The 25,892-nt window shown below is 64.0% G+C and carries 24 protein-coding genes; 4 read left to right on the forward strand and 20 right to left on the reverse strand.

The genetic code is table 11. The features are described from left to right. Positions 1-63 precede the first annotated feature (63 nt). Entirely contained in the window at positions 64-906 is an 843-nt protein-coding gene (locus AC3WW4_RS11605) for an HDOD domain-containing protein (protein WP_488828591.1), read from the forward strand. Positions 907-925: 19 nt separating this feature from the next. On the opposite strand, the gene AC3WW4_RS11610 is transcribed toward AC3WW4_RS11605, so the two are convergent. Genes AC3WW4_RS11610 through AC3WW4_RS11625 form a run of 4 tightly spaced genes read right to left on the reverse strand, consistent with a single transcriptional unit; the run spans position 926 to position 3,986 of the window. Beyond that, positions 926-1,885: a S49 family peptidase gene (locus tag AC3WW4_RS11610; RefSeq protein ID WP_488828593.1), complete on the reverse strand. Its 960-nt coding sequence runs from the start codon at positions 1,883-1,885 to the stop codon at positions 926-928. Positions 1,886-1,931: 46 nt separating this feature from the next. Continuing rightward, on the reverse strand, positions 1,932-2,309 hold the full coding sequence (locus AC3WW4_RS11615) for a Rieske (2Fe-2S) protein (RefSeq protein WP_488828595.1): 378 nt from the start codon (positions 2,307-2,309) through the stop codon (positions 1,932-1,934). After that, the gene (locus AC3WW4_RS11620; protein ID WP_488828597.1) at positions 2,302-2,985 is read right to left on the reverse strand and encodes an HAD-IA family hydrolase; all 684 of its coding nucleotides are present in this window, start codon (positions 2,983-2,985) and stop codon (positions 2,302-2,304) included. The genes AC3WW4_RS11615 and AC3WW4_RS11620 overlap by 8 nt, the downstream gene beginning before the upstream one ends. A 2-nt stretch (positions 2,986-2,987) precedes the next feature. Then, the gene (locus tag AC3WW4_RS11625) at positions 2,988-3,986 is read right to left on the reverse strand and encodes an RluA family pseudouridine synthase (RefSeq protein WP_488829743.1); all 999 of its coding nucleotides are present in this window, start codon (positions 3,984-3,986) and stop codon (positions 2,988-2,990) included. 477 nt (positions 3,987-4,463) lie between these two features. On the opposite strand from AC3WW4_RS11625, the gene AC3WW4_RS11630 reads away from it, so the two are divergent. The 3 genes from AC3WW4_RS11630 (at position 4,464) to AC3WW4_RS11640 (ending at position 9,813) form a co-directional block, all read left to right on the forward strand. Next, positions 4,464-4,697 (forward strand): hypothetical protein, encoded by a 234-nt coding sequence (locus AC3WW4_RS11630; RefSeq protein ID WP_488828599.1) that lies wholly within the window; start codon positions 4,464-4,466, stop codon positions 4,695-4,697. A 152-nt stretch (positions 4,698-4,849) separates the two neighbouring features. Next, positions 4,850-7,753: an Rne/Rng family ribonuclease gene (locus tag AC3WW4_RS11635; RefSeq protein WP_488828601.1), complete on the forward strand. Its 2,904-nt coding sequence runs from the start codon at positions 4,850-4,852 to the stop codon at positions 7,751-7,753. 260 nt (positions 7,754-8,013) lie between these two features. Next, on the forward strand, positions 8,014-9,813 hold the full coding sequence (locus AC3WW4_RS11640) for an AMP-dependent synthetase/ligase (RefSeq protein ID WP_488828603.1): 1,800 nt from the start codon (positions 8,014-8,016) through the stop codon (positions 9,811-9,813). A gap of 29 nt (positions 9,814-9,842) precedes the next feature. On the opposite strand, the gene nagZ is transcribed toward AC3WW4_RS11640, so the two are convergent. The 16 genes from nagZ to fabD all read right to left on the reverse strand — a co-directional run bounded on the left by nagZ (position 9,843) and on the right by fabD (position 25,850). Continuing rightward, entirely contained in the window at positions 9,843-10,979 is a 1,137-nt protein-coding gene (gene nagZ, locus AC3WW4_RS11645; protein ID WP_488828605.1) for a beta-N-acetylhexosaminidase, read from the reverse strand. After that, a complete protein-coding gene (gene acpS, locus AC3WW4_RS11650) occupies positions 10,976-11,380 on the reverse strand; it encodes a holo-ACP synthase (RefSeq protein ID WP_488828606.1) in 405 nt (134 codons plus the stop codon). Before acpS ends, nagZ begins: the two co-directional genes overlap by 4 nt. Positions 11,381-11,401: 21 nt before the next feature. Next, positions 11,402-12,217: a pyridoxine 5'-phosphate synthase gene (locus AC3WW4_RS11655; protein ID WP_488828607.1), complete on the reverse strand. Its 816-nt coding sequence runs from the start codon at positions 12,215-12,217 to the stop codon at positions 11,402-11,404. Continuing rightward, positions 12,214-13,047, reverse strand: a complete 834-nt coding sequence (gene recO, locus AC3WW4_RS11660) for a DNA repair protein RecO (RefSeq protein WP_488828609.1) — start codon at positions 13,045-13,047, stop codon at positions 12,214-12,216. Before recO ends, AC3WW4_RS11655 begins: the two co-directional genes overlap by 4 nt. Before the next feature lie 18 nt (positions 13,048-13,065). Next, complete coding sequence (era, locus tag AC3WW4_RS11665) at positions 13,066-14,118, reverse strand: GTPase Era (RefSeq protein WP_488828610.1); 1,053 nt, start codon at positions 14,116-14,118, stop codon at positions 13,066-13,068. A 29-nt stretch (positions 14,119-14,147) separates the two neighbouring features. Continuing rightward, positions 14,148-14,912 carry a ribonuclease III gene (gene rnc / locus AC3WW4_RS11670; protein ID WP_488828612.1) on the reverse strand — a complete coding sequence of 255 codons (765 nt, stop codon included), beginning with the start codon at positions 14,910-14,912 and terminating at the stop codon, positions 14,148-14,150. 99 nt (positions 14,913-15,011) lie between these two features. After that, entirely contained in the window at positions 15,012-15,380 is a 369-nt protein-coding gene (locus AC3WW4_RS11675) for a DUF4845 domain-containing protein (protein WP_488828614.1), read from the reverse strand. A 24-nt stretch (positions 15,381-15,404) separates the two neighbouring features. Further along, entirely contained in the window at positions 15,405-16,376 is a 972-nt protein-coding gene (lepB, locus tag AC3WW4_RS11680; RefSeq protein ID WP_488828616.1) for a signal peptidase I, read from the reverse strand. Next, complete coding sequence (gene lepA, locus AC3WW4_RS11685) at positions 16,376-18,184, reverse strand: translation elongation factor 4 (RefSeq protein WP_488828617.1); 1,809 nt, start codon at positions 18,182-18,184, stop codon at positions 16,376-16,378. The genes lepB and lepA overlap by 1 nt, the downstream gene beginning before the upstream one ends. Before the next feature lie 401 nt (positions 18,185-18,585). After that, positions 18,586-20,133 carry a DegQ family serine endoprotease gene (locus AC3WW4_RS11690; protein WP_488828619.1) on the reverse strand — a complete coding sequence of 516 codons (1,548 nt, stop codon included), beginning with the start codon at positions 20,131-20,133 and terminating at the stop codon, positions 18,586-18,588. Positions 20,134-20,278: 145 nt separating this feature from the next. Further along, positions 20,279-21,028 carry a sigma-E factor negative regulatory protein gene (locus tag AC3WW4_RS11695; protein WP_488828621.1) on the reverse strand — a complete coding sequence of 250 codons (750 nt, stop codon included), beginning with the start codon at positions 21,026-21,028 and terminating at the stop codon, positions 20,279-20,281. Between the two features lie 125 nt (positions 21,029-21,153). Continuing rightward, positions 21,154-21,786: an RNA polymerase sigma factor RpoE gene (rpoE, locus tag AC3WW4_RS11700; protein ID WP_488828623.1), complete on the reverse strand. Its 633-nt coding sequence runs from the start codon at positions 21,784-21,786 to the stop codon at positions 21,154-21,156. A 715-nt stretch (positions 21,787-22,501) separates the two neighbouring features. Further along, positions 22,502-23,746: a beta-ketoacyl-ACP synthase II gene (fabF, locus tag AC3WW4_RS11705; protein WP_488828625.1), complete on the reverse strand. Its 1,245-nt coding sequence runs from the start codon at positions 23,744-23,746 to the stop codon at positions 22,502-22,504. A 72-nt stretch (positions 23,747-23,818) separates the two neighbouring features. Continuing rightward, entirely contained in the window at positions 23,819-24,058 is a 240-nt protein-coding gene (gene acpP / locus AC3WW4_RS11710) for an acyl carrier protein (protein WP_300153313.1), read from the reverse strand. A 110-nt stretch (positions 24,059-24,168) separates the two neighbouring features. Beyond that, positions 24,169-24,915, reverse strand: coding sequence for a 3-oxoacyl-ACP reductase FabG (gene fabG / locus AC3WW4_RS11715; protein ID WP_488828627.1), 747 nt, complete (start codon positions 24,913-24,915; stop codon positions 24,169-24,171). Next, on the reverse strand, positions 24,912-25,850 hold the full coding sequence (fabD, locus tag AC3WW4_RS11720; RefSeq protein WP_488828629.1) for an ACP S-malonyltransferase: 939 nt from the start codon (positions 25,848-25,850) through the stop codon (positions 24,912-24,914). Before fabD ends, fabG begins: the two co-directional genes overlap by 4 nt. Between the last annotated feature and the right edge of the window lie 42 nt (positions 25,851-25,892).

Here is a 25,892-nt window from a genome sequence, read left to right on the forward strand (position 1 = left end):
CCCGGCTTGTCAACACACTCCAAACAGCGGATAAGAGGACATGACGTTGGCGTGAGGTTTGCCATGATCGAGTCCCCCTTGCCTACGGTGTCTGCCTGGGTCACAGCCTTTGCCGATGCCGAGATTCCGGTTCTGCCCCGCACTGTGGCGGAATTGCGGCAACTGCGCGAGGTCGAAGACACGCGCGGCACCGTCGACGCCAGCATGCTGGCCGACGCCTTGAGCAGCGATCCACTCATGACCCTGAGGGTGCTGGTGCATGTTTCGCGCTACTGCACTCGCCTCAATGTCGAACCGCCGGAAACACTCGTCGGCGCGATCGTGATGCTCGGCATCACCCCTTTTTTCAACGCCTTCAACGAACTGCCCACGGTCATTGACTGGCTCGATACCGAGCCCGACGCCGTCAGTGGCCTGCTCAAAGTGGTCACGCGTGCGCGACGCAGCGCTCATTTCGCCATGAGCTTCGCCATCCGACGTCAGGATGAGGACGCGGCCGTGGTGCATCAGGCCGCCCTGCTGCACGATTTTGCAGAGATGTTGCTGTGGTGCCATGCACCCAAGCTGGCCTACGAGATCGCACAGCGCCTGCAAGGCGATCACACCCTGCGCTCGGCAGCCGTGCAAAAAGTGGTGCTGGGCACGCCCCTGAGCAACGTGGCGCATGAACTGATGCGCGTTTGGCAACTGCCCGACATGCTCATCAAATGCACGGACGATCGCCGCGCTCAAGACCCTCAGGTGCGCAGCGTGATGCTCGGCGTGCAGATTGCACGCCACACCCAGCACGGCTGGGATGCCCCACACGCCCAAGCCCCCTTGCACGACGACGTGAGCGAAGTGGCCCGGCTGCTGACGCTCTCCCATGAGGTGGCCGAGCGATTGCTGAAGGCCATCGACAGCTGAGCCCGCACGGCGGGCCAGATCACCGGATGCTGACCGACTCCCGCATGGCCTGCACAGCCCCGGCGCCGATGGCGGCGCCAAAGCGCTTGGCCAGACGTTCGGCCAGGTTCTCTTTCTGCGTGTAATCGATGATGTTTTCGGCCTTCACCTCATCGCGGGCGATCTGATCGAGGCTGCCCAGCTTGTCCGCCAAGCCCAGGCTGACCGCCTGCTCGCCGTTCCAGAACAGACCGCTGAACAGCTCGGGGTTGTCCTTGAGACGCTTGCCACGCCCACTCTTGACGACCGAGATGAACTGTTGGTGAATCTGGTCCAGCATGGCCTGCGCATAGGTCTCCTGAACCGGGTCGCGCGGCGAGAAGGGGTCCAGCATCCCCTTATTGCTTCCCGAGGTCATCAGGCGGCGCTCGACGCCGACCTTTTCCATGACCCCCGTGAAACCGAATCCGTCCATGAGCACGCCGATGGAGCCCACCACCGAGGCCTTGTCCACGATCACCTGATCGGCGGAGGCAGCAATGTAGTAAGCGGCCGAGGCGCACATCTCTTCGCAAACGGCATAGATCTTTTTCTTGTGCAAGGCTTTGAGGCGGACGATTTCGTCATGCACCAGGCCGGCCTGCACCGGGCTGCCACCAGGCGAGTTGATGCGCAAGATCACGGCGCGGGCCCCATGATCTTCAAATGCGCTGCGCAGGGCGGCCATGAGGTTGTCGGCATTGGCCTCGGCATCGCTGGCGATGGCACCACGCACCTCGACCAGCGCGGTGTGTGCGGTCACCGGCGCTTTGGCCGAAGGCACCGTCTGGAGCGTGCCCCAGATGATGGACGCTGCGACGAACAGCCAGACCACACGCCAGAACCACCGCCAACGCTGCTCGCTGCGCTGCTGCTGCAGGTAGGCACGTGCAAACTGCGTCAGCAAGGCGTTCTCGGTCGCCTGTGGCAAATCCGGTTGGCGGGGGTCGTCAGCACTCATGAAGGGGCCCGAAAGGTCAAGAAAAGGGTGTCAAACACCAGTCGGCTCAAAAAACCGGCTGGATACGCTCGGAAGGATACCAACAGACCTGACCATCCTTTTCGGTCAGAGGAATGGCGGTCAGATGCGCGCCCCGACACGGGCCAAGAACGCACAGGCCTCGGGGCGGATCGTACAGGGCGCCATGCATCGCGCAAACGATGTAACGTTTGTCCAGATCCCAGAACTGGCCAGGCTGCCAGTCCATCTCAGCCGGCAAGTGCGCACAACGGTTCAGGTACGCCACGGCCACGGTGTCGAATCGCACGGCGAAGGCCGACACCGTCTGGCCGTCTGCCAGCACCTCGAACATCACCGCGTCGCCGCGCTCCTGCAACTCGGCAGACGCACACAGCGATTGTGCTTCGCGTGACAACTCAGGCATGCCGCAACAACCAGTCGTGCAGATCAGCCGTCGAGTGGGCCACAAACCGAGTGGGATAGTCGCCGAAGGCGGCTGGCTCATGCGCGCCGTAGCTGACGGCCACGCTGTGCGTGCCCGCGTTGAGCGCCAGTTGCAGGTCGTGGGTGGTGTCGCCGATCATCAGGGTGCGCTCGGGCTCGACGCCGAATTCGGCCATCAGCTCCTGCAACATCAACGGATGAGGCTTGGAGGCGGTTTCGTCGGCTGTGCGGGTGCCATCGAACATGCCCCTCAGCTCGACGTGGGTGAGCGCCTCGTTGAGGCCCTGACGGCTCTTGCCCGTGGCGACCGCCAGCCAGTGGTGGCGGGCCTTGAGCGCCTGCAACAGCTCGACCGTACCATCAAACAGGCTCAATTCACCTTGCTGACGGAAGTAATGGTGGCGGTAGCGCAGCCCCATGGCGGGCACCTGCTCGGCCGGCAAGCTGGGCGCCACGTGGGCCAGGGCGTCGTGCAGGCCCAGGCCGATGACATACGCTGCTTCATGGCGCGCCGGCACCGGCAGGCCCATGTCTTCGCAGGCCAGCTGGATTGAGCGCACGATCAGCGCAGTGGAGTCGAACAGTGTGCCGTCCCAATCAAACACGATCAGGTCGTAGGAACGCGGACGCAGGTCACCATCGTCGGAAAAGTTCATGATCACGCTTTCGCTGAGGCGGGGTCAAGCGGCGTCAGTGCCGCCAGCAACTGGGCACAGTCCGCCGGCAGCGGGGCTTCCAGAGTCAGGGGCTCGCCCGTGACGGGATGATCGATGCGCAGATAACGCGCATGCAGGAACATGCGCGCAAAGCGCCCCTCGGGCAACTGGCGGCGGTCAATGCCCTGTATCGGCTCGTTGACACCGCCGCGTCCCAGAGCCTTGTTCAAGCCAAAGTCACCATATTTGTCATCGCCCACGATGGGGTGCCCCTCGTGTTGCAGGTGCACCCGGATCTGATGGGTGCGGCCGGTCTTGATGGTCACGTCCAGCAGGCTGAACTGCGCATAACGCTGCACGACATGCACCAGGCTGATGGAGCGCCGGCCTTCGTCTTCGTCCTTGACGGCCATGACGCGACGCTCGCCCTCGGGTGTGAGGAATTTGTGCAGCGCCACGTCAATGACCTTGCGCGAGGCTGGCCAGTCGCCGATCACCAGGGCCGCGTAGGTCTTTTGCACCTGTCGGTTGCGGAACACATCCTGCAAGGTGGTCAGTGCACTGCGCTTCTTAGCCACCAGCAAGATGCCAGAGGTTTCCTTGTCCAGGCGGTGCACCAACTCCAGAAACCGAGCCTCGGGCCGGGCGCGTCGCAACTGCTCGATCACACCGAAGCTGACTCCGCTGCCCCCATGCACCGCTACCCCCGCCGGCTTGTTGACGGCCAGCACGGCATCGTCTTCAAACAGCACCGGAAACTCGCGCGCCGGCACGGCGGCGGCACGCTCATCATTCTTTTCCGCCAAACGCAGGGGCGGCACGCGCACCTCGTCGCCCATCTCCAGCCGTGTATCGGCTGCCGCCCGGCCTTTGTTGACCCGCACTTCGCCGCTGCGGATGATGCGGTAGACCAGGGTCTTGGGCGCGCCCTTGAGCACCTTGATGAGGAAGTTGTCGAGCCGTTGCCCGACGCTGCCCTCGTCAATCGTGAGGCGTTGCACGACAGCCGGAACCTCAACCGCCGGCGCACGGACGACGACGGCCGGCTTGGTTTCCACCCGCACCATCACCCCTTGGCGCGCAGGACGCGAAGATGGTTTGCCGGAGGTTTTCCCTGCCGGTCGGGATGTGTTTTTCGCACCTATAATGGACTTGGCCACGTTGTGAATTCGTTGTGTGTTGATATGGCTTGTGCGGTATCAGCGACAACCAACAGGCAAGACCAGACGGCATTTTACCTTTTGAGCTGATCTGGTGGCGCTGCATGACAAAGCCCGGCGGGGTGTCCCGCCAATTGATGGTGATGCAACAACCCTGATTTGCCGGAGAAAACCACCCAAGGTGTGGTTTTGCCTCAAGGTCAAGGTTGTCAGAGCCAACGTAGATCGAACCCCAATTCAAGGTTTTCCGGATTCCAGCGATGCGGCGGTGACATGTCACCGAAGTCGCGCTGGGGTCTGCGTCGAGTGACTGCCCACGTGTCCTGGTCCATTCAGCTTCTCAATCGCCTCGCCTTTGTGCCGGCTTTCTTCCATTGGATGGAAGAGAGCGCGCCGCATTGGGTGAACCGCGACAAGGAGCTGACTGCGTCCCCTGCCCCCCTCCTCCTCGTCCAGCCGACCGCAGCGCGCATCGCGCTCGCCTGTCTGGATGGGCCTGGTTGGCGGCAGGCCCGTGTCCAAGTCTCGGCGCGCGCGCCCCTGCTGTCCTGACGCCTCTCGCGTCCTGTCAGCCCCAGGCAATTCCTTCACGGTTCAAGCTCGTTGCTCGTGCATGAAAGCTGCCTCTGGCCTTTGGGTCAGGGGTGAGTCGAGGTTTGTCTGGCGCCATCCCGGTCAGGCCTCGCTTGAATTGTGGAGAACACATGAAGCGCATGCTGATCAACGCCACGCAGCCCGAAGAACGGCGCCTGGCCATCGTTGACGGACAAAAACTGCTCGACTTCGAAACCGAAATCGAAGGGCGTGAACAACGCAAGGGCAATATTTACAAAGCGGTCGTCACCCGCGTCGAACCCTCCCTGGAGGCCTGCTTCGTCGATTACGGCGAAGAGCGCCATGGTTTCCTGCCCTTCAAGGAAATCTCGCGCCAGTATTTCAAGGACGGGGTCGAGGTTCGTTCGGCCCGCATCCAGGACGTGATCAAGGAAGGCCAGGAGCTGCTGGTCCAGGTCGAGAAAGAAGAGCGTGGCAACAAGGGCGCGGCCCTGACCACCTTCGTCTCGCTGGCCGGTCGTTACCTGGTGCTGATGCCCAACAACCCCCGTGGTGGTGGCGTGAGCCGTCGCATCGAGGGTGACGAGCGCGAGGAGCTCAAGGAGGCGATGGACCAGCTCGAATACCCCAAGGGGATGAGCCTGATCGCCCGCACAGCCGGCATCGGCCGCACCCCGGCCGAGCTGCAGTGGGACCTGAACTACATGCTCAAGCTGTGGACCGCCATTGACGACGCCTCGGGCGCCGGCAAGGGTGCCTACCTGATTTATCAGGAGTCCTCGCTGGTCATCCGCGCCATCCGCGATTACTTCACCGCCGACATCGGCGAGATCCTGATCGACACGGACGACATTTACGAGCAGGCCAAGCAGTTCATGCTGCACGTCATGCCCGACACGGCCAACCGCGTGAAGCGCTACCGTGACGATGCGGCCCTGTTCGCCCGCTTCCAGATCGAGCACCAGATTGAAACGGCTTTCAGCCGCACGGTGAACCTGCCTTCGGGCGGCGCCATCGTGATCGACCACACCGAAGCGCTGGTGTCGGTGGACGTGAACTCGGCGCGCGCCACCCGTGGCAGCGACATCGAGGAAACCGCCTTCCGCACCAACTTGGAAGCGGCCGACGAAATTGCCCGCCAGATGCGCCTGCGCGACCTGGGCGGCCTGATCGTCATGGACTTCATCGACATGGAGGACAGCAAGCACCGCCGCGAGGTGGAGCAGCGCCTGCGTGACGCCCTGCGCACCGACCGTGCCCGCGTGCAGTTCAGCTCGATCTCGAAGTTCGGCCTGCTGGAGATGTCGCGTCAGCGTCTGCGCCCCGCCCTGTCAGAAGGCTCGCACATCACCTGCCCGCGTTGCAACGGCACCGGCCACATCCGTGACACCGAGTCGTCGGCACTGCAGATCCTGCGCATCATCCAGGAAGAGTCCATGAAGGACAACACCGCCGCTGTGCACGTGCAAGTGCCTGTGGAAGTGACCTCCTTCCTGCTCAACGAGAAGCGCACCGAGATCACCAAGATCGAGCTCAAGCAACGCGTGACCGTGCTGTTGATCCCCAACAAGCACATCGAAACGCCGAACTACAAGCTCGAGCGCCTGCGCCACGACGATCCGCGTCTGGAAAACATCCAGACCAGCTACTCGATGATCGAGGAGCCGGACGACGAGGTGGGCATCACCCGCCGTGAAAAGGCCAAGGCCAAGCAAGAGCCCATCATCAAGGGCGTGTTGCCGGACCAACCGGCCCCGATGGCCCTGCCGCAGCACCAGCCGGTGTTGGAAGCCAATGTGGACATTCCGCACGTGGTTCACGCCCCGGTGGCCGCCCCCGCCCCCGAAGCAGCCAAGGGCGGTTTCTTCGGCTGGGTCAAGCGCCTGTTCGGCATGGGCACGCCTGCCGAAGCACCCCAAGCTGCCGTGGCCGCACCGGCCGTGAAGCCGGCCGAAGAAGCCAAGGAGGCGGGCAAGGGCCGAGGCCGTCGCGATGGCCAACGTCGCGGTGAGCGCGCCGAGCGTGGCGAACGCACCGAGCGGGGTGAGCGCAGCGGTGAAGCCCGTCGTGAACGCCAAGGCGGCGAGCGCGGCGAAAAGGGTGAAGGCCGTCAAGGTCGTCGCGCTCCGCGTGAAGACCGCCCGGTGAACGCCGAAGGCGGTAACGAGACGCCTCGCTCGGACGAAGGTGCCCGCGAAGGCCGCCGTGGTCGCGGTGGCCGTGGTGGTGAACGCAACGGTGAACGCGCCCCCATCAACCGCGAAGCCATCGCCGCCGAAGCACAAGCCCTGGCGCTGACCGCTGAACCCGGTTCCGCCGAGGCCGTTGCAGCGGCCGAAGCCGAGCGCGAAAACGGCCGCCGCCGCCGCCGTGGTGGCCGTGGTCGCGCCGAGCGTGATGAAGCCCAAGCGCAAGTGGAAGGTCTGAGCACCACGGAAGCCCAGGGCGTCGAAGGTGAAGACGCAACCAGCGTGAGCACCGCGCCGCGCCAGGATGGCGGTGAACCGGCGGAAGGCGAACGCCGTCGCCGGGGTGGCCGCGATCGCAACCGCGGTGAACGTGCCCCGCGTGCGGAAGGTGCTGACAGCGACGTGGACAGCCTGCGCAGCGAAGCAGCTGAGCAGCCTGCCGCGCCGGTGGCCGCAGAAGTGCCCAGCGCCGAGGTGGCCCAGGCCAGCGTCCCCGTCGAGGTGGCCCCTGTGGCACCCGTCAGCATCGAGGCGCCTGCGCAGCCCATTGAAGCCAGCGTGGCGCCAGCCGCCGAGCCAGTCGTCATCGTGGAAGCTGCGCCTGCGGCCGTGGCAGCGCCTTTTGTGCTGTCCCTGCCCGATCTGGAGGCCATTGCCCGCAATGCCGGCCTGGAATGGGTGAACTCGAATGCCGACAAGATCCGCGCGGTGCAAGAAGCCATTGCCAACGAGCCCAAGCCTGTTCACGTGCCACGCGAGCGCAAGCCGACGGTGGTGCTGGACGAAGGTCCGTTGATTCTGGTCGAGACCCGCAAGGACCTGAAAGACCTGGCCCTCCCGTTTGAGGATGCGGCCTCCGTCTGAAAAGAGAACCGACAGGGCTGACCACCCTGCTCACACGAAGCCCGGCCTTGGCCGGGCTTTTTCTTTGGGGCTTCCTCAATGCGGCTCAAGCAAAGGGTTTTACCTATTGGATAGATGATTGACGTATACGTCACCATGGATTTTAATGAACAAAACCATAGGAGACCTGCGTGGCCCGTTCCGATTCGATTTCATCTCACTCACCGACCATGCGACAGGCAACTGCATCAGCCGCAAAGGCGAGTGTCGGGATGGATCCCATGGCGGGCTTTGTCCCACCTCCGGTGACGCTGCAGCGCACCGCTGCCCGACTGGGAGATCGCCCGGCTTACTTCGTGCGTGGCGCCGAGCGCTGGGAGGGCACCTCCTGGCGCGACTACGGTCAGCAGGTGCGTCAGGCTGCACGGGCGCTGATCGGCCTGGGGGTGCAACGCGGTGACGCGGTCGCCATCCTGAGTTTCAACCGTCCCGAATGGGCCGTCACGGCCTTTGCGGCCATGTCGATCGGCGCCAAGCCCGCTGGCATCTACTGGACCAGTTCCGTCGACGACGTGGCCTACGTGCTCAACCATTCCAAAGCCAAGGTGCTGATGGTGGAGAACCACGACCGCCTGGCCAGCGTGCAGGCTTGCGCGGACCGCATCCCCGATCTGCGTCAGGTGGTGATGTTCAAGTCCGAGCCTGGCAATGCGGACTGTTCGCTGCCACAGCTGCCCTGGTCGGGCTTCCTGGCTACCTCCCAGTCCGTATCGGACGAAGTGCTGGACGCACGCATGGCCGAGTTGGGCCCCGATGACATCGGCACCCTGATCTACACCTCCGGGACCACGGGCCCGTCCAAGGCGGTGGCGCTTAGCCAGGGCAATCTGTGGTGGATGGCCACGACCATGGTCAAGATCTGCGAGGCCGACGAGAACGAGCGGCTGATCTCCTACCTGCCCATGGCCCACGCCGCCGAGCAGATGGGCAGTATGCACAACCAGGCCCATGCGGGCTTTCAGCTGTATTACGCCAGCAGCATGGAGTCGCTGGGCGACCACCTGAAGGAGGTCAAGCCCACGGTGTTCTTCGGGGTGCCGCGTGTGTGGGAGAAGATGCAGGCGGCCATCGAGACCAAACTGGCCGGCGCCACCGGCTTCAAGGCCCACATGGCACGCTGGGCACTGCGGGTGGGGCGTGACTGGCATGCACGCGATCTGGCCGGGCAGCCTGTGGGGCCCTTGCTGTCCTGGCAGAAGGCCCTGGCCAAGCGCCTCATCTACCGCAAGGTGCACGAGGCCCTGGGCTTTCAGCATGCCCGCATCCTGAGCTCGGGCGCGGCCCCCATTGCCCCGGAGAGCCTGCAGTTCTTCACCGGCCTGGACCTGGTTGTGCGTGAGCTCTATGGCCAGTCCGAGGTCAGCGGCCCCTCCACGATGAACCTCGACGGTGCCACCCGCATGGGCTCGGTCGGCAAGGTGATTCCGGGCATGGAGATCAAGGTGGCCGAGGACGGCGAGTTGCTCGTGCGCGGCCCCAACGTCTTCAAGGGCTATATGGGCCAGCCTGAGGCGACCGCCGAGACCATGCAAGGCGACTGGCTGCTCACAGGCGATCTGGGGCGGGTGGATGCCGACGGCTACGTCTACATCACCGGTCGCAAGAAAGACCTGATCATCACCTCGGGTGGCAAGAACATCTCACCGGGCAACATCGAAGCCTCGCTGATGGACACCCACCTGATCGAGCATGCTGTGGTGTGCGGCGATGGTCACAACTACCTCACGGCCCTGGTGACGCTGGATGCGGCCGCCCTGGCGGCCTTTGCCCAGAGCGCCAAGTTGCCAAGCACGGCCACTCTGCACACGCATCCGAAGGTGCTCGAAGAGGTGCAGGCCGAGATCGACCGGGTCAATGCCAAGCTGACCCGCGTGTGTCAGGTCCGCAAGTTCACCATCATGCCGACCACCCTCACGGTGGAAAAAGGCGAGCTGACACCCACCCTGAAGGTCAAGCGCAAGGTGGTGATGGAGCGACAACGCGCCTTGATCGACGCGATGTACGCCAACGGCGACCACTGAGGCCGCCCTCGCCCACTCCGGCCGCGCGCTCAGCGCGGCAGCTTAGCCAGCGCCTGCTGGTACTGTGGCAGGTGCATCAACTCGTCCCAGGGGAAGGGAGCGGTCTGCGGCAGCAGGTCGAGGCGACGCGCCTCGCTGTCGGGGCTCAGCTCCCACTCGCCACGGGCCAGGGCATTCGTCAGGCCATCCAGCAAGTCATCCACGGCTTTGCCGCCGTTGAGCGACTGGTTGCACAGCAGCACCATGTCGCATCCAGCGTTCAGGGCGGCGATGGCGCCCTGGGTGTGGTTGCCGGCCACGCTGGCGCCTTCCATGCTCAGGTCATCGCTGAAGATGGCACCGGTGAAGCCCATCTGGCCGCGCAGGATGTCTTGCAGCCAGCGTGGCGAAAAACCGGCGGGCAGGCTGTCCACCTTCGGGTAGATGACATGGGCCGGCATCACGCTGGTCAGTGAGGTGCTCATCCACTCGTAGGGCTTGGCATCGTCGGCCAGGAGGGCCTTGAGACTGCGCTTGTCCACCGGCACGTCCACGTGCGAGTCGGCCTTGACGAACCCGTGTCCCGGGAAATGCTTGCCGCAGTTGGCCATGCCCGCCAGCAGCAGGCCGTGCATCACGCTCTTGGCCAGCACCGTCACCACGCGTGGGTCGCGGTGGAAGGCGCGGTCGCCGATCACGCCGCTTTCGCCCCAGTCGAGGTCCAGCACGGGGGTGAAGGTCAGGTCGACCCCGCAGGAGCGCAGTTCGCTGGCCAGCACATAGCCACAGGCGGTGGCCGCGTCGGTGGCCCGCATGGCGCCCGCGCCCTCCCCGCCTTTGCCGTCGTTCATCCACATCTCGCCCAGGCTGCGCATCTCGGGCACATGGGTGAAGCCGTCGGTCTTGAAGCGCTGCACGCGACCGCCTTCGTGGTCCACGCAGATCAGCACGTCGGGCCGGATGGCCTTGATCTCGGCACACAGGGCCGTGAGTTGCGCGCGCGACGCCCAGTTGCGCGCAAACAGGATCAGGCCGCCAGTGAGCGGATGGGCCAGGCGGCGACGGTCATCACCATTGAGGGTCAGGCCTTCGATGTCGAGCACCACCGGGGCATGGGCCACGGCCTCGTAATCGTCAGGGACGGCTTGTGCGGCGGTGACGGGCTTGGATCGCTTGGAGGTGCTCATGTTGCAGAAGGTAGGAGATCGATGACCACGAAGGCCAGGGCGTGATCGCCCTCGTCCGACAGGGAAAGGTGCGCGCACCAGGACCGGCTGGCAAACCAGCTGGCGAGCTCACCACTGAGTTGAAACCGGGGCTGTCCCCGTTCGTCGTTGACGACCTGGCAATCATGCCAGTTCATGGGGTGACGCACCCCCAGGCCAATGGCCTTGGCAAAGGCCTCTTTGGCAGCAAAGCGACTGGCCAGATAGCGCCCGGCGCGCTGGGCATGGGCCTGACGGCGCTCGGCATACACCTGTTGCTCTGCCTCGCCCAGAATGCGATGGGCAAAACGGTCGCCCAGGCGCGACACGGCCGCCTCGATGCGGCGCACGTCACACAGGTCTGTTCCGATGCCGGCGATCATGGGGCGTCAGGCGGCGTGTGTTCAGGCGGCCGATGCGCGGCGAGCACGGATGGCCTCGGCCTTGAAATCGGCAATGGCCTGGCGCAAGCCGACGAACACGGCGTGGCCGATGAGGGCGTGGCCAATGTGCAGCTCGGCCACGTCAGGCAAGGCGGCGACCAGCGCCGTGCTGCTGACGTGAGTGGCCTGCCCCGGCTCGCTTTGCGACAGGGCCAAACCATGACCGGCGTGGGTGCGCAGGCCCAGGCTGCGTGCAAAGCGCAGGCCTTCCTGAATGCGCGCGAGTTCACGCTGCACGCCCGCCTGATCGCCATCCCACCAGGCATTGGCCAACGGACCGGTGTGCAACTCGACACACGGAGCGCCGGCCTTGGCTGCGGCTTCGATCTGCACCGGATCGGCGCCGATGAACAAGGACACCCGGCTGCCGGCGGCGGCCAGACGCGCACAGGCGCTCTGCAGGCGATTGAACTGACCGGCGACATCCAGCCCGCCTTCGGTGGTGACTTCCTGACGACGCTCAGGCACCAGGCAGACATGTTCCGGCGCCGTACGCTCGATGATGTCCAGCATCTCGTCGGTCACCGCCGCCTCGAAGTTCAGCGGCACGGCAATGGCCTCTTTCAGGCGCACGACGTCGTCGTCGCGGATGTGACGGCGGTCTTCACGCAGGTGGAAGGTGATGATGTCAGCCCCACCCTCGACGGCCAGCAAGGCCGCCGCCACTGGGTCCGGGAAACGCCCGCCGCGCGCATTGCGCAGTGTTGCGACGTGGTCGATGTTGACGCCCAGCAAAGGGGCATCCAGAGCGGTCAGTTGAGAGCCGGAGAAGGTCATGATTGTTGGAGTTCCATCATGAGCTGGCGCGTGCGCAGCGTCTGGGAACCGAGATGATAGTGAATCAGTGAGCGCAGCAGCGCCTTGAGTTCGGACAAGGCCGGCATGCAGGCCGCCATCAAGGACGGCACCGCGGTGGGCAAGGCCGGGCTGGGGATCGCGTCCGAGTGCATGGTCAAGGCCTCGGGCTGGCGCAGCGGACAAGACAGCGCGGCCTCCATCTGGGCCAGCACTGCCCCATCGAGCACCACCGGTCCGGCCCCCGGCTCGCCCACCCAGCGGGCTGCCAGCACGCCCAGCTCCGGGTGAACCTCATAGCCCTGCCCTGCGAGCACACCCTGGCCATTGACGCTCTGCGTCGACAGGTCGGGCAGGTGCCCCAGTTGGCGCAACAGGATCAGCTCGAAAGCCCGCAAGGCAGCCTGCAGCAGCGTCGGATCGGCCATGGCCTGCAAGGTCTGGGCGTAGGCGTCAAACAGCGCCGGGTGCGGGTCATGCCGCACCATCAGGCGCATCAGCAACTCGTTGAGGTAGAAGCCCGGCAGCAAGGCCGCGCCGCCCGGCCACGCCGGCCCACCGGCCCATTCGGCCTGACGCAGCAGCCACACCTCGGCATCTTCCGAACGCTTGACGCCAAAGCTCACAACCAGACGCTGAAACGGCATCAGCACCGGCCGCAGTTGCGAATACGGTCGCTTGGCGCCCTTGGCGACGGCCACCACCCGGCCGTGGTCGCGCGTGAACAGCTCCAGAATCAGACTGGACTCGCTCCAGTCGTGACTGTGCAGCACGTACGCGGCAGTGCCGGGGCGCGAGGCAGCGCGGGCCATGGCAGGTGCAGGGCGGCTTTACTCGTAGCCGTAGGTGCGCAGGCGGGCATCGTCGTCGGCCCAACCCGAGCGCACCTTCACCCAGATCTCCAAGAAGACCTTGGTGCCGATCAGGCGCTCCAACTCGGTGCGCGCCTCGGTGCCGATACGCTTGAGCTTTTCGCCCTTGTCACCAATGATCATGCCCTTGTGCTGCTCGCGCTCGACGATGATGGTGGCGGCCACGCGCACCAGGCCGGTCGACTTGGGCTTGCCGGGCAGCGGCGGCTCTTCCTTGTAGGAGTCGATGACCACGGTGGAGGTGTACGGCAGCTCGTCACCGGTGAGGCGGAACAGCTTTTCGCGGATCATCTCGCTGACCATGAACCGGTCGGTACGGTCGGTGAGCGCCTCGGCGTCATACCACCAGCCCTGCTCGGGCAGATAGCGGCGCACCACATCGGCCAGGCGCTTGGCGTCGTCGTCCTTGGTGGCCGTGAGCGGGATGAACTCGGCAAACGGATGATGCCCCTGCATGGTCTGCAACCAAGGGAACAGGTCCTCTCGGCGGTTCACCATGTCCAGCTTATTGGCCACGAGGATGACGGGCTTGTCCTTGGGCAACATGGCCAGCACCTGAGCATCGTCCGGGCCGTAGCGGCCAGCTTCGACCAGGAACAGCACCACGTCCACATCGGACAGCGTGGCCTGCACCGTCTTGTTCAGGTTGCGGTTGAGCGCCGCGGTGCCGCGCACCGTGTGGCGGGTCTGGAAGCCGGGCGTGTCGACGAACACGAACTGGGTGTCGCCGTCGGAGCGGATGCCGGTGATGCGATGGCGCGTGGTCTGGGCCTTGCGCGAGGTGATGGACACCTTCTGTCCCACCAGGGCGTTGAGCAAGGTGGACTTGCCCACATTCGGCCGCCCGACGATGGCGATCAGGCCGCAGCGCTGTGTCTCGCCTGCAGCGGCTTGAGCAGCGTCGCCACCCTTGCGCGCCATGCTCAAAGTGGACAGCATGGCATCCAGCGACGGATTGAGCTCATCGGTGGCCGCAGGGGCCGACGTAGGTGCAGCGGGTTTCTTGGACATGGGGCGTGACAACTCTCGAAAATAGGGGCTCAGCCCAGTTGGGGCTTGCGGGATTTTTTGACCACGACCGTCGGGGTCGGTTTGCCCTTGGGCAAGGATTTGGCTGGCAAGGACTGCAGATGCGCCATCATCAACTCGGCGGCGGCTTGCTCGGCGGTGCGGCGCGAGAGACCCTCGGCCTGCATGCTCAAGGACAGCTCCGGCAGGTCACAGGCCACCACAAAGGTCTGCTCATGCGCCTTGCCGCGCGTGGCCTCGATGCGGTAGGTGGGCACCGCCATCTTGCGCGCCTGCAACCATTCCTGCAAGCCAGTCTTGGCATCCTTGCGCCAGACCTCCATGGTGGAGTCGGCCACCAGTGGTTCGAACAGGCGCAGCACCAGATCGCGTGCGGCATCGAAGCCCGCGTCCAGATAGACCGCGCCAATGATGGCTTCCAGCGCATCGGCCAGGATGGACGCGCGTTGCGCGCCGCCGCCCTTGGCCTCGCCCTCGCTCAGGCGCATGACCTCGGGCAGGCTCAGTTGCAGGGCCAACTGGTGCAGGGTGTCCTGGCGAACCAGATGGGCGCGCACACGGGTCAGGTCGCCTTCGTCGCTGCGGTCAAAGCGCCGGTACAGCAGCGCCGACACGCCCAGGCTCAGCACCGCGTCTCCCAGGAACTCCAGGCGCTCGTAGTGGTCGGCCCCGAAGCTCTTGTGCGTGACCGCACGGGAAAGCAGGCCCGCGTCGGCAAACACATGCCCCAGGCGTTGCTGCAAAGCCTGCAAAGCAGGCGACAAGAGACGAGACATGACAGAGCAGAAAAGAGAACAAGGCCGCGAGGCCCAAAAGCAAATCGGGCCTGATGATCAGGCCCGCAAACCGGTTTCAGCTGAGCACTGAAGTCACGCTCAACGCGAGCGGCCTTCAAACTTGATCAGCAGGTACACCGGCTCGAACAGGGGAATTTCCTTGTCGTACGCAAAGCGGATGACCACCTTGTCGTCTTCCTTGGTGACTTCCAGATCCTTGGACGTGATGGACGTGACGCCATACTCGACCGAGGACGCCCGCTCGAATGCCGAGCGGATTTCCGGCACGGTGCTCCCGCCCGAATTGGCGATCTTGTTGACCATGGAGAGGATGGTGCGGTACTCGGTCACGGCCGGGAAGACCTTCATCGCCACCAGCGCCACCGACGAGAGCAACACCGCCCAAAAGAGCAGCCCGATCAGCGTGACACCCGACTGACGGCGAGCAGAAGTGGAAGTACGAAACATGACGGTCATCCTCTCAATCTTGAATCAATGAAAAAAGCCGATGCGCTTGATATCGCCGAAATTCATCCAGATCACAAAGGCCTTGCCCACGATGTACTCATCAGGCACAAAACCCCAGAAACGTGAGTCCTGAGAGTTGTCGCGGTTGTCACCCATCATGAAATAGTGACCGGCCGGCACCTTGCACACCACACCTTCCCCACTGTATCGGCAGTTTTCCTTGAAAGGAAAATCTTCGATGGCCTGGGGCGGCACATAGGGCGGACGGTCCTTGTCGACCAGGATGCGGTGCGGCTGGCCGTCGAGCTGTTCGGTGTATTGCAGGGCGTAGCGCAGGCTGTCCGGGTCGTAGAACTCGGGCAGCGGCGCTTGCGCCACGGGCTTGCCATTGATCGTCAGTTGCTTGTTGATGTATGCCACCTCATCGCCCGGCACGCCCACCACACGCTTGATGTAGTCCAGGCTCGGGTTGACCGGGTAGCGGAAGACGATCACATCGCCCCGCTTGGGATCGTTGTTGGCCACAACCTTCTTGTTGATGACGGGCAGGCGCACGCCATAGTGGAATTTGTTGACCAGGATGAGGTCACCCACCATCAGCGTCGGGATCATGGAGCCCGAGGGGATCTTGAAGGGCTCGAACAGGAAGGAGCGCATCAGGAACACGGCGCAGATGACCGGGAACAGACCGGCTGTCCAGTCCAGCCACCAGGGCTGCATCAGCAGGCGCTCACGCGCCACGGCCACATCACCATCGACCTGGGTGATGCCCTGGGCCGCCAGTTGCGCGCGGCGCGCATGGTCCTGCTCCTGCAAAGCCGCGGCCGCCGCCTCACGGGCCGGCTTGAACTTGTAGCGCTCGGCCAGCCAATACACCAGCGTGACCACCGTCATCAGGAACAACAACAACGAAAAGTTGCCTTGCCACTGACCGGTATACCAGCCGCCCAGGTATGCGATCAGCACCGCATACAACACACCCGTGATCAAACTCATCAATCGTCCACTTGCAAAATGGCCAGGAAAGCTTCTTGCGGCACCTCGACGGAACCGATTTGCTTCATGCGTTTCTTGCCGGCCTTTTGTTTTTCGAGCAACTTGCGCTTACGGCTCACATCACCGCCATAGCATTTTGCCAGCACGTTCTTGCGCAGGGCCTTGATGTTCTCCCGCGCAATGATGTTGCCACCGATGGCCGCCTGAATCGCCACGTCGTACATCTGACGCGGGATCTGCTCGCGCATCTTGGCCGCCACCGCCCGACCGCGGTACTGTGACTGAGCCCGGTGCACGATGATGGACAAGGCATCGACGCGGTCGCCGTTGATCAGCAGGTCCACCTTGACCACGTCGGCCGCACGGTACTCCTTGAACTCGTAGTCCATCGAGGCGTAGCCGCGCGACACCGACTTGAGCTTGTCGAAGAAGTCCAGCACGATTTCGGCCAACGGCATTTCGTAGGTCAGCATGACCTGGCGGCCGTGGTAGGCCATGTTCAACTGCACGCCGCGCTTCAGGTTGGCCAGCGTCATGACCGGGCCGACATAGTCCTGCGGCATGAACAGGTGCACCGTGACGATGGGCTCGCGGATCTCCTTGATGCGGGCCACCTCAGGCATCTTCGAGGGGTTGTCCACCGTGACGATTTCGCCGTCGTTCATCTCGACTTCGTAGACCACGCTGGGGGCCGTGGTGACCAGATCCTGGTCGAACTCGCGCTCCAGGCGCTCCTGCACGATTTCCATGTGCAGCAAACCCAAGAAGCCGCAGCGGAAGCCAAAACCCAGCGCCTGCGAGACTTCCGGCTCGTAGTGCAGCGAGCTGTCGTTGAGCTTGAGCTTTTCCAGCGCATCGCGCAGCTGGTCGTACTCGCTCGACTCGCTGGGGTACAGGCCCGCGAACACCTGAGGCTGGATTTCCTTGAAGCCCGGCAAGGCTTCGCTGGCCGGACCTTCGTTGTTAGGCAGTTTCTTGTCGATGGTGATGGTGTCGCCCACCTTGGCAGCGGCCAACTCCTTGATCCCGCAGATCACGAAGCCCACTTCACCCGCCTTCAGCGCCGGGCGATCGGTCGCCTTGGGGCTGAACACGCCGAGGTGCTCGGCCGGGTACACCGAGTTGGTGGCCATCAGGCGGATGCGCTCGCCCTTCTTCAACTGGCCGTCCACCACACGCACCAGCATGACCACGCCCACGTAGTTGTCGAACCACGCATCGATGATCATGGCGCGCAAGGGGCCATCGGGGTTGCCTTTGGGAGGCGGCATGCGGGCCACCACCGCTTCGAGGATGTCTTCCACGCCCATGCCGGTCTTGGCCGAGCAGGGAATGGCATCCGTGGCGTCGATGCCGATGACGTCTTCGATCTCGGCCTTGGCACTGTCCGGATCGGCCTGCGGCAGGTCCATCTTGTTGAGAACGGGCACCACTTCCACGCCTAAATCGAGCGCGGTGTAGCAGTTGGCCACGGTCTGGGCTTCCACGCCCTGGCTGGCGTCCACCACCAGCAGCGCGCCCTCGCACGCCGACAGCGAGCGGCTGACTTCGTAGGAGAAGTCGACGTGGCCCGGGGTGTCGATCAGGTTGAGGTTGTAGACCTTGCCGTCGCGTGCCTTGTATTCCAGCGCAGCGGTCTGCGCCTTGATGGTGATGCCGCGCTCTTTCTCGATGTCCATCGAGTCGAGCACCTGCGCTTCCATCTCACGGTCACTCAAACCACCACAGCGTTGAATGATGCGGTCGGCCAGGGTGGATTTCCCATGGTCGATGTGCGCGATGATCGAGAAATTACGGATGTGATTCATAAAAAAAAGGCACGTGCAAAAGTGCGACGCGCCTTCCAACAAAAACGTATGGCAACTGCTTGTTGGGCCCTCATTGTATCGAATGCCCATCTCGAGAAAGCCGCGTCACAGCCCCCGACAAGATCGTTGCGGACCCCCCGCCTCGACAATTCACAACTTATCAACAAGCCGTTGTGGACAAGCCGCAACCATGCGGGCTGCAGTCTGAAGGGGGTGCGCCAGAGCCGCGATTGTAGCCACAATCCGCCCGACCCTCCGGCGAGTTATCAACAGCAGACATCGTCCCGATCCCGGCGTGCCCGCCACCTGCCTCGGCCGTACAGTGGAAAGACAAGACCCTGAGCCGTGCGGGGGCACTGCCCAGGGTCTGGCTGGCATTTGCCAGCATGCGAAAAGTCAGGTCAGGGAGTAGGACGAATGACCACGTACTGTGCCCACTCACCGCGGCGAACCAGCACACTGACGGGACGCGACTTGTCGATCTTGGCCAGGGTTGCCTCGAACTGCTTCACATCGGCCACCAGCACATTGGCCACCGACAAGATCACGTCACCGGGGCGCAAGCCGGCTCGGGCTGCCGGCCCTTGCGCCTTTTCCACCAGCACGCCACCGCTCTGGCGCAACTCGCGCTTTTGGGCCGCATTCAGGTCCACCAGGTTCAAGCCCAAGGCATTGGCGGCCAACTTGGCGGATTCCGCCTTCGCTGCCGCCGAAGTGGGTGCGTCCAGCTCGGCCACCGTCACCTTCAGATCCTTGTAGGCGCCACGACGGAAGACCTTCAGGGTGGACGTGGTCCCTGGCTTGGTGGCGGCCACCAGGCGCGGCAGATCGCCCACGTTCTCGATGGTGCTGCCATTGAACTGGGTGATGATGTCACCCGCCTCCAGGCCGGCCTTGTCGGCAGGTGTGCCCGGCTCGACGCCTTGGACCAGGGCGCCCACGGCCTTGCCCAGACCGATGGACTCGGCCACGTCCTTGGTCACCGGCGCGATCGACACGCCGATGCGGCCACGCGTCACCTTGCCGCTGGCGCGCAGCTGGTCGGCCACCTTCATGGCGTCATCAATGGGGATGGACAGTGAAATGCCCATGAAACCGCCCGAGCGGCTCAGGATCTGGGAGTTGATGCCCACCACCTCGCCGCGCATGTTGATCAGCGGACCGCCCGAGTTGCCGGGGTTGACGGCCACGTCGGTCTGGATGAAGCGGATTTCTTCACCCGTGTCGCGCGCCTTGGCACTGACGATGCCGGCGGTCACGGTGTTCTCCAGACCAAAGGGGGTGCCAATGGCCATCACCCACTCGCCCACCTTCAGGCGGTTGACGTCACCCACCTGCACCGCCGCCGGCAGCTTGCTGGCTTCGATCTTGAGCACGGCCACGTCGGTGCGCTTGTCAGCCCCCACCACCTTGGCTTTGAACTCGCGCTTGTCGGTCAGGTTGACGTACACCTCGTCAGCGCCATCGACCACGTGGGCATTGGTCAGCACATAGCCATCCTGGCTCACGATGAAACCCGACCCCAGGCCCCGGGGGCGTTCTTCACCCTGGTTGCCCTGACCCTGGCGCGGTGTGCCACGGCGTTGATCCGGCTCCGGCAAGGGGGTGCCGAAGAATCGACGGAAGAATTCGCGCATCTGCGCTTCGGCCTCGGCCGATTCGTCGCCGTCGTCGTTGCCCACACGTTGTGTGGTGCGGATGCTGACCACGGAGGGACCGACCTTTTCGACCAGTTGGGTGAAATCAGGCAAGCCCGTGACCAGCACGGGGGCGGTGCTCGCCGACACCGGGGCGGGTGCCAGGGTGGCGGCAGGCTGCTGTGCCTGCGATGGATGCGGGAACAGACTCGAACTCAAAACCAGCCCCACCGCCGACACCACGGCCCCGACGACGAGCGTGCGGCGCACCACCGATGACGTGGAAGATGCAGACTGCTGAGAAACCGACATGGGCAATCACCTCGTGGAATCGAGAAATCACAAACAAAAGAAACCGGAACTGTCTGGATCCGCGGCGGACCCGACAGTTCACGGGAAGATGGTCAATGAATGTAAAGCCGGGGCATTCGGTTGACAGCGCGGCACTGAAAACCTGTCAGGGGGTCTCGAACACCACGGTCTGCGTCAGCGAATGCGGTGACGCAAAGGAGGCGTCTTGGGGCGCCAGACCGCGCCGGATGCCCAGGGCGTGATCCAGGCGGGGATCGCGGATGAGCAAGGCGCTAGCACGCGCCGGCTGACTGAAGGAGCTGCCGGCATCGGCCACGGCTTGCAGGGCCTGGGGGGCAGGCAGCAGTGCATCGGTCGAGACCAGCGCGGAAGCCATCGGCTCCGCGGCGGTCACACCCAGGGACGGATCGGCGTCCTGCGAGGCCAGATGAATGCGCTGTCCAGAGGAAGCCAGCGCCTCGGCCGGCACCGTGGACATCGGCGCCAAGGCAGACACCATGGCCCCCACCACCATCACGAACCCTGCAGCCACGGCCGCGGGGCCCAACCAAGCGCGACGGCGCAAGGCCACCGCCGGCACGGCGGCCGGCGCATGGGGAAGGGGTTCGACCCGAGGCTCAAGCGCACGGGCCGCTGCCGGGGCCAGCACCACCGGTTCTTCAGCCAGACGGGCGCGAAAGTTTTGCAAGAATCGATCGCTGTCCGTGCCCTGCGCCAGCTCGGCCGAACGCATCACGTCGCCGACGAACTGGTAATCACGCCACGCTGCACGGGTGTCGGCATCGCCTTTCCACGCCTGCAGGATCTGGGACAACTCATCAGGGCGAGCCTGACCATCGACCAGTGCAGACAATGCTTCACGGGGCGCATCGGTTGGACGGGATTGATCTGACATAAGCGGCTCCTGCTTCACATGGGAACGGCACCGAATACAGCACCGTGATTCGCAGGTGCGACCCCTGTACACCGCGAAAGTTCACTTAACTTTGCAAACGAGTGCGGCCATTCATGGCGCCCCCTTCACCACCGCTCGCCCTGGCGCGCGTCCAGCATGGGACGCAGGCGGGTGGCGATGGCCTCGCGCGCCCGGTAGATGCGCGAACGCACCGTGCCGATCGGGCAGTTCATCATCTCTGCGATTTCTTCGTAGCTCAGGCCTTCGATTTCGCGCAGGGTGATGGCCTGACGCAGGTCTTCAGACAAGGCGTCGATGGCCGCATTCACGGCCTCGCCAATCTGCTGGCTGGCCAACAGCGACTCCGGGGTCTCACCCGAAGTGAGTTCATTCTCGACGCGTGAGCCCCCCTCCTCCTCGTCGGCGAGCGAAGCCATGGCCGACTCCGTGATCACCGGGTCCCGCACCAGACCGATCATGGCCTTTTTGGCTGTGTTGACCGCAATCCGGTAAAGCCAGGTGTAGAAAGCGCTGTCACCGCGGAAATTGGGCAAGGCCCGGTAGGCGCGGATGAAGGTTTCCTGCGCGATGTCTTCCACCAAGTCCACGTCGCGGACCATGCGCGCGATCAGGCGCTCGATGCGACGCTGGTACTTGATGACCAGCATTTCAAAAGCGCGCTGATCGCCCCGCTGCACTCGCTCGACCAGGGGCGCATCGACATCGGGAGCGGGGACCGGGGACTCGGCGTCGCTCACGAACGGTCCTTGCCTGCCGGACTTGCCGCCTCACCCCAGGCGACCAAGGGCTGGGTGGGCATGAACGTATCTGAAGATCCTCGCAAGGCGATTCCTGATGGATGGCGTCGAGGTGACCATGATGCCATCGCTGGTGCATGCGTATCAGAGTCCCCCCTGACTGCGGTGGTCAAACGAGAGGGCAAGGACAGCAGGGTGCGAAAACGGTGCATGTCCGGGCAACGCCGGGCGTCAATCCAGCACCAGTGCACGACCGTCGCCGACACACCCTCACCGACCTCCCGGATGCAGCACAGAAGCCAGCCCTGGGCATCGAGCAGACAGCGCACGTCGACCGGTACTCCGGTCAGCCCACCCAAGCGCCAACCACCAGCGGCAGGTTCTTCTTGAACCTCACCCGACCAGGTCAGTGACAATGGAGGCGCTACCGTGTGCCAGCGGGCCCAGCCGAGCCGGAAGAGGCGCCACCATAACCAGGCCACCGGCGCACCACCCAGCAGCACCCAGGCCGAACGCCCGCCTCGCCACACATCCTGAGCGATGGCAAGCAACCAGGCCCCACACAGGAGCGTGAGCGCGAGCAAAGCCAGCGCACCCAGGACGCGTACGACAGGCGCGCCAAAAGCACCTGGCTGCAAGCGCCAGGTGCCTGGGGCAAACAAGAGAGGCGGCGTCATGGCAGCCAGACACGGGCGCTCCCGCGCCCGCACCGGAATCAGACGCGCTTGAACACCAGCGAACCGTTGGTGCCGCCAAAGCCGAAGTTGTTCTTCAGCGCGGCGTCGATCTTCATCTCACGCGCGGTGTTGGCGCAGTAGTCCAGATCGCACTCGGGATCCTGATTGAAGATGTTGATCGTGGGCGGCGAAATCTGGTTGTGGATCGCCAGCACGGTGAACACCGACTCAATGCCGCCGGCGCCACCCAGGAGGTGACCGGTCATCGACTTGGTCGAGTTGACCACCAGCTTCTTGGCATCGTCACCGAAAGCCGCCTTGATGGCATTGGTTTCGTTGACGTCGCCCAGCGGCGTGGAGGTGCCGTGTGCGTTAAGGTACTGCACCTGGTCGGTGTTCAGACCTGCATTGCGCAGCGCATTGAGCATGGAGCGACGTGGGCCGTCCACGTCCGGGGCGGTCATGTGGTACGCATCGCCGCTCATGCCGAAACCGGCCAGTTCGGCGTAGATCTTGGCACCACGCGCCTTGGCGCTTTCGTACTCTTCGAGCACCATGACACCGGCACCCTCACCCAGCACAAAGCCGTCGCGGTCCTTGTCCCAGGGGCGCGAAGCCGTCTTGGGATCGTCGTTGCGGGTAGACAGTGCACGGGCCGCCGCAAAGCCACCCACGCCCAGGGGCGACACGGTGGACTCAGCGCCACCGGCCACCATCACGTCGGCATCGCCGCATTCGATCATGCGCGCAGCCAGACCAATGGCGTGCAGGCCCGTGGTGCAAGCCGTGACCACACCGATGTTGGGGCCCTTGAAACCGCACTGAATGGAGACATGACCCGAGATCATGTTGATGATCGACGCAGGCACGAAGAACGGAGAAATGCGACGTGGGCCGCGCTCCATGTAGTCCTTGTGCGTCTGTTCGATCATGGGCAAGCCACCGATGCCGGAGCCCACCATGACGCCGATGCGCTCTGCGACGTCGGGCGTCAGGGCTTCGCCCGTGGGCAGGCCCGCATCACGGACGGCCTGCATGGAGGCAGCCAGACCGTAATGGATGAAGGTGTCCATGTGGCGAGCTTCTTTACCGGGGATGTAGTCCTCGATGTTGAAGCCCTTGACCTCGCCTGCGAACTGACAGGCTAACGCCGAGGCGTCGAATTTGGTGATGGTTTGAATGCCTGACTGGCCTGCAACCAGGTTCGACCAGGAATCCTGAACGTTGTTGCCCACGGGGGTAACCAGGCCCAGGCCTGTGACGACGACGCGACGACGGGTCATGCTTGAGTAGGTAATAAAGGTTGGATTCGATGCGAACAAGGCCCCGAAGGGCCTTGGTATTGCTCAGAAGGCTTAGGCCTTGCTGTGAGCCTTGGCGTAGTCGATCGCCAGTTGGACGCTGGTGATCTTCTCAGCTTCCTCGTCCGGGATTTCGATGCCGAACTCGTCTTCGAGGGCCATCACCAGTTCAACGGTGTCCAGGGAATCAGCGCCCAGGTCGGCCACGAAAGCCTTTTCAGGGGTGACTTCCGACTCGGCAACACCGAGTTGTTCTGCAATGATTTTCTTGACGCGTGCTTCGATATCGCTCATGACTCCTCCAGGAGGTGGGTGCTAACAAACCAGGGATTTTACCGGTTCAACGTGACGACACGCCGACCGAAGTGAAAAAGGAATTGAGATTCCCCAGAATCATCTCAAATTCAATTCATGAACATGCCGCCGTTGACGTGCAGTTCTTGACCTGTGACATACCCCGCCTGAGGCGACGCCAGATAGGCCACGGCCTCGGCGATATCTTCAGGCTGACCCAGGCGACCCAGCGGAATCTGGGTCTTGAGGGACGCATGTTGTTCTTCTGACAGGGCCTTGGTCATGTCGGTGTCGATGAAACCAGGGGCCACGCAGTTGACGGTGATGTTGCGGCTGCCCAGCTCACGCGCCAGGGCGCGGGTCATACCGGCGACGCCAGCCTTGGCCGCTGCATAGTTGGCCTGACCGGGGTTACCGCTGGCGCCCACAACCGAAGTGATGTTGACGATGCGGCCGTAGCGCTGTTTCATCATGGGACGCATCACGGCACGGCTCATGCGGAAAACCGCCTTGAGGTTGGTGTCGATGACCGCATCCCAGTCTTCGTCTTTCATGCGCATGGCCAAGGTGTCGCGGGTGATGCCCGCATTGTTGACCAGAATGTGCAGGGCGCCGTGCTCTTTGACGATCGCATCGAGCGTGGCGTCGACGGCTGCCGCGTCGGTGACGTTGAGCACCACGCCTTTGGAGCCCTCAAAGGCCGACAGGCCTTCGGTGATGGCCTGAGCCCCACTTTCGGTGGTGGCCGTGCCGATGACCTTGACGCCACGCTGGGCCAGGGCCACAGCAATGGCGCGACCGATGCCGCGGCTGGCACCCGTCACGAGGGCGATTTGTCCTTTGTACTCGGTGCTCATGCCAGCAAACCCTTCGCTTCGGCCAGCGAGGCCGGATCAAAAATGGTGGCGGTGACCAGGTCCCCGTCGATGCGTTTGACCATGCCGGCCAGCACCTTGCCCGGCCCGCATTCGATCACGTGCGTCAGGCCACGTGCCTTGAGCGCCTGGATGGTTTCCACCCAACGCACCGGACCAAACGCCTGACGATACAGGGCATCGCGCAGCGCATCGGCGTCAGACACCACGGCCACATCAATGTTATTGAGCACGCTGATGGTGGGCGCCGCAAACGAGGTGGCCGCCAGCTTTTCTTTCAGGCGCTCGGCCGCCGGCTTCATCAGGCTGGAATGAAACGGCGCCGACACGGGCAGCGACAGCGCGCGCTTGGCACCGGCGGCCTTCAACACTTCGCAGGCCTTCTCAACGGCGGCCTTGGTGCCAGCGATCACGGTCTGCTTGGGGTCGTTGAAATTGACGGCCTCGACCGGCTCACCCACAGCGGCAGCGGCTTCGGCGCAACCTGCCTTCACGGCCTCGGCGTCCAGCCCCAAGATGGCGGCCATGCCGCCCACGCCCACGGGCACGGCTTCTTGCATGGCCTGCGCACGGAAGCGCACCAGCGGCAGCGCATCCTTCAGGGTCAGGGCGCCAGCGGCCACCAGAGCGCTGTACTCGCCCAGGGAGTGACCCGCCACCGCTGCCGGCACCAGACCGGTTTCGGCTTGCCAGGCACGCCAGCAGGCCACACCGGCCGTCAGCATGACGGGCTGGGTGTTGGTGGTGAGGTCGAGCGATTCCTTTGGGCCTTCGGCAATCAGCTTGGCGATGTCTTCGCCCAGGGCCTCAGACGCTTCGGCCAGGGTGTCACGCACGGCAGCGTGGCCTTCCCATGCGTTGAGCATGCCCACAGCCTGGGAGCCCTGGCCGGGGAAAACGAATGCAAATGCGGTCATGTATGCAAATGTCCTTGTTTGGGATTCAACGGTAGCGGCACC

It is taken from the genome of Aquabacterium sp. TM01 (assembly GCF_057808345.1).

Excerpts from the sequence above, each read along its gene's own strand:
- AC3WW4_RS11605 (WP_488828591.1), top strand. The coding sequence starts at position 64 with ATGATCGAGTCCCCCTTGCCTACGGTGTCTGCCTGGGTCACAGCCTTT.
- AC3WW4_RS11610 (WP_488828593.1), bottom strand. The coding sequence starts at position 1,885 with ATGAGTGCTGACGACCCCCGCCAACCGGATTTGCCACAGGCGACCGAG.
- AC3WW4_RS11615 (WP_488828595.1), bottom strand. The coding sequence starts at position 2,309 with ATGCCTGAGTTGTCACGCGAAGCACAATCGCTGTGTGCGTCTGCCGAG.
- AC3WW4_RS11620 (WP_488828597.1), bottom strand. The coding sequence starts at position 2,985 with ATGAACTTTTCCGACGATGGTGACCTGCGTCCGCGTTCCTACGACCTG.
- AC3WW4_RS11635 (WP_488828601.1), top strand. The coding sequence starts at position 4,850 with ATGAAGCGCATGCTGATCAACGCCACGCAGCCCGAAGAACGGCGCCTG.
- AC3WW4_RS11640 (WP_488828603.1), top strand. The coding sequence starts at position 8,014 with ATGGCGGGCTTTGTCCCACCTCCGGTGACGCTGCAGCGCACCGCTGCC.
- nagZ (WP_488828605.1), bottom strand. The coding sequence starts at position 10,979 with ATGAGCACCTCCAAGCGATCCAAGCCCGTCACCGCCGCACAAGCCGTC.
- acpS (WP_488828606.1), bottom strand. The coding sequence starts at position 11,380 with ATGATCGCCGGCATCGGAACAGACCTGTGTGACGTGCGCCGCATCGAG.
- AC3WW4_RS11655 (WP_488828607.1), bottom strand. The coding sequence starts at position 12,217 with ATGACCTTCTCCGGCTCTCAACTGACCGCTCTGGATGCCCCTTTGCTG.
- recO (WP_488828609.1), bottom strand. The coding sequence starts at position 13,047 with ATGGCCCGCGCTGCCTCGCGCCCCGGCACTGCCGCGTACGTGCTGCAC.
- era (WP_488828610.1), bottom strand. The coding sequence starts at position 14,118 with ATGTCCAAGAAACCCGCTGCACCTACGTCGGCCCCTGCGGCCACCGAT.
- rnc (WP_488828612.1), bottom strand. The coding sequence starts at position 14,912 with ATGTCTCGTCTCTTGTCGCCTGCTTTGCAGGCTTTGCAGCAACGCCTG.
- AC3WW4_RS11675 (WP_488828614.1), bottom strand. The coding sequence starts at position 15,380 with ATGTTTCGTACTTCCACTTCTGCTCGCCGTCAGTCGGGTGTCACGCTG.
- lepB (WP_488828616.1), bottom strand. The coding sequence starts at position 16,376 with ATGAGTTTGATCACGGGTGTGTTGTATGCGGTGCTGATCGCATACCTG.
- lepA (WP_488828617.1), bottom strand. The coding sequence starts at position 18,184 with ATGAATCACATCCGTAATTTCTCGATCATCGCGCACATCGACCATGGG.
- AC3WW4_RS11690 (WP_488828619.1), bottom strand. The coding sequence starts at position 20,133 with ATGTCGGTTTCTCAGCAGTCTGCATCTTCCACGTCATCGGTGGTGCGC.
- AC3WW4_RS11695 (WP_488828621.1), bottom strand. The coding sequence starts at position 21,028 with ATGTCAGATCAATCCCGTCCAACCGATGCGCCCCGTGAAGCATTGTCT.
- fabF (WP_488828625.1), bottom strand. The coding sequence starts at position 23,746 with ATGACCCGTCGTCGCGTCGTCGTCACAGGCCTGGGCCTGGTTACCCCC.
- acpP (WP_300153313.1), bottom strand. The coding sequence starts at position 24,058 with ATGAGCGATATCGAAGCACGCGTCAAGAAAATCATTGCAGAACAACTC.
- fabG (WP_488828627.1), bottom strand. The coding sequence starts at position 24,915 with ATGAGCACCGAGTACAAAGGACAAATCGCCCTCGTGACGGGTGCCAGC.
- fabD (WP_488828629.1), bottom strand. The coding sequence starts at position 25,850 with ATGACCGCATTTGCATTCGTTTTCCCCGGCCAGGGCTCCCAGGCTGTG.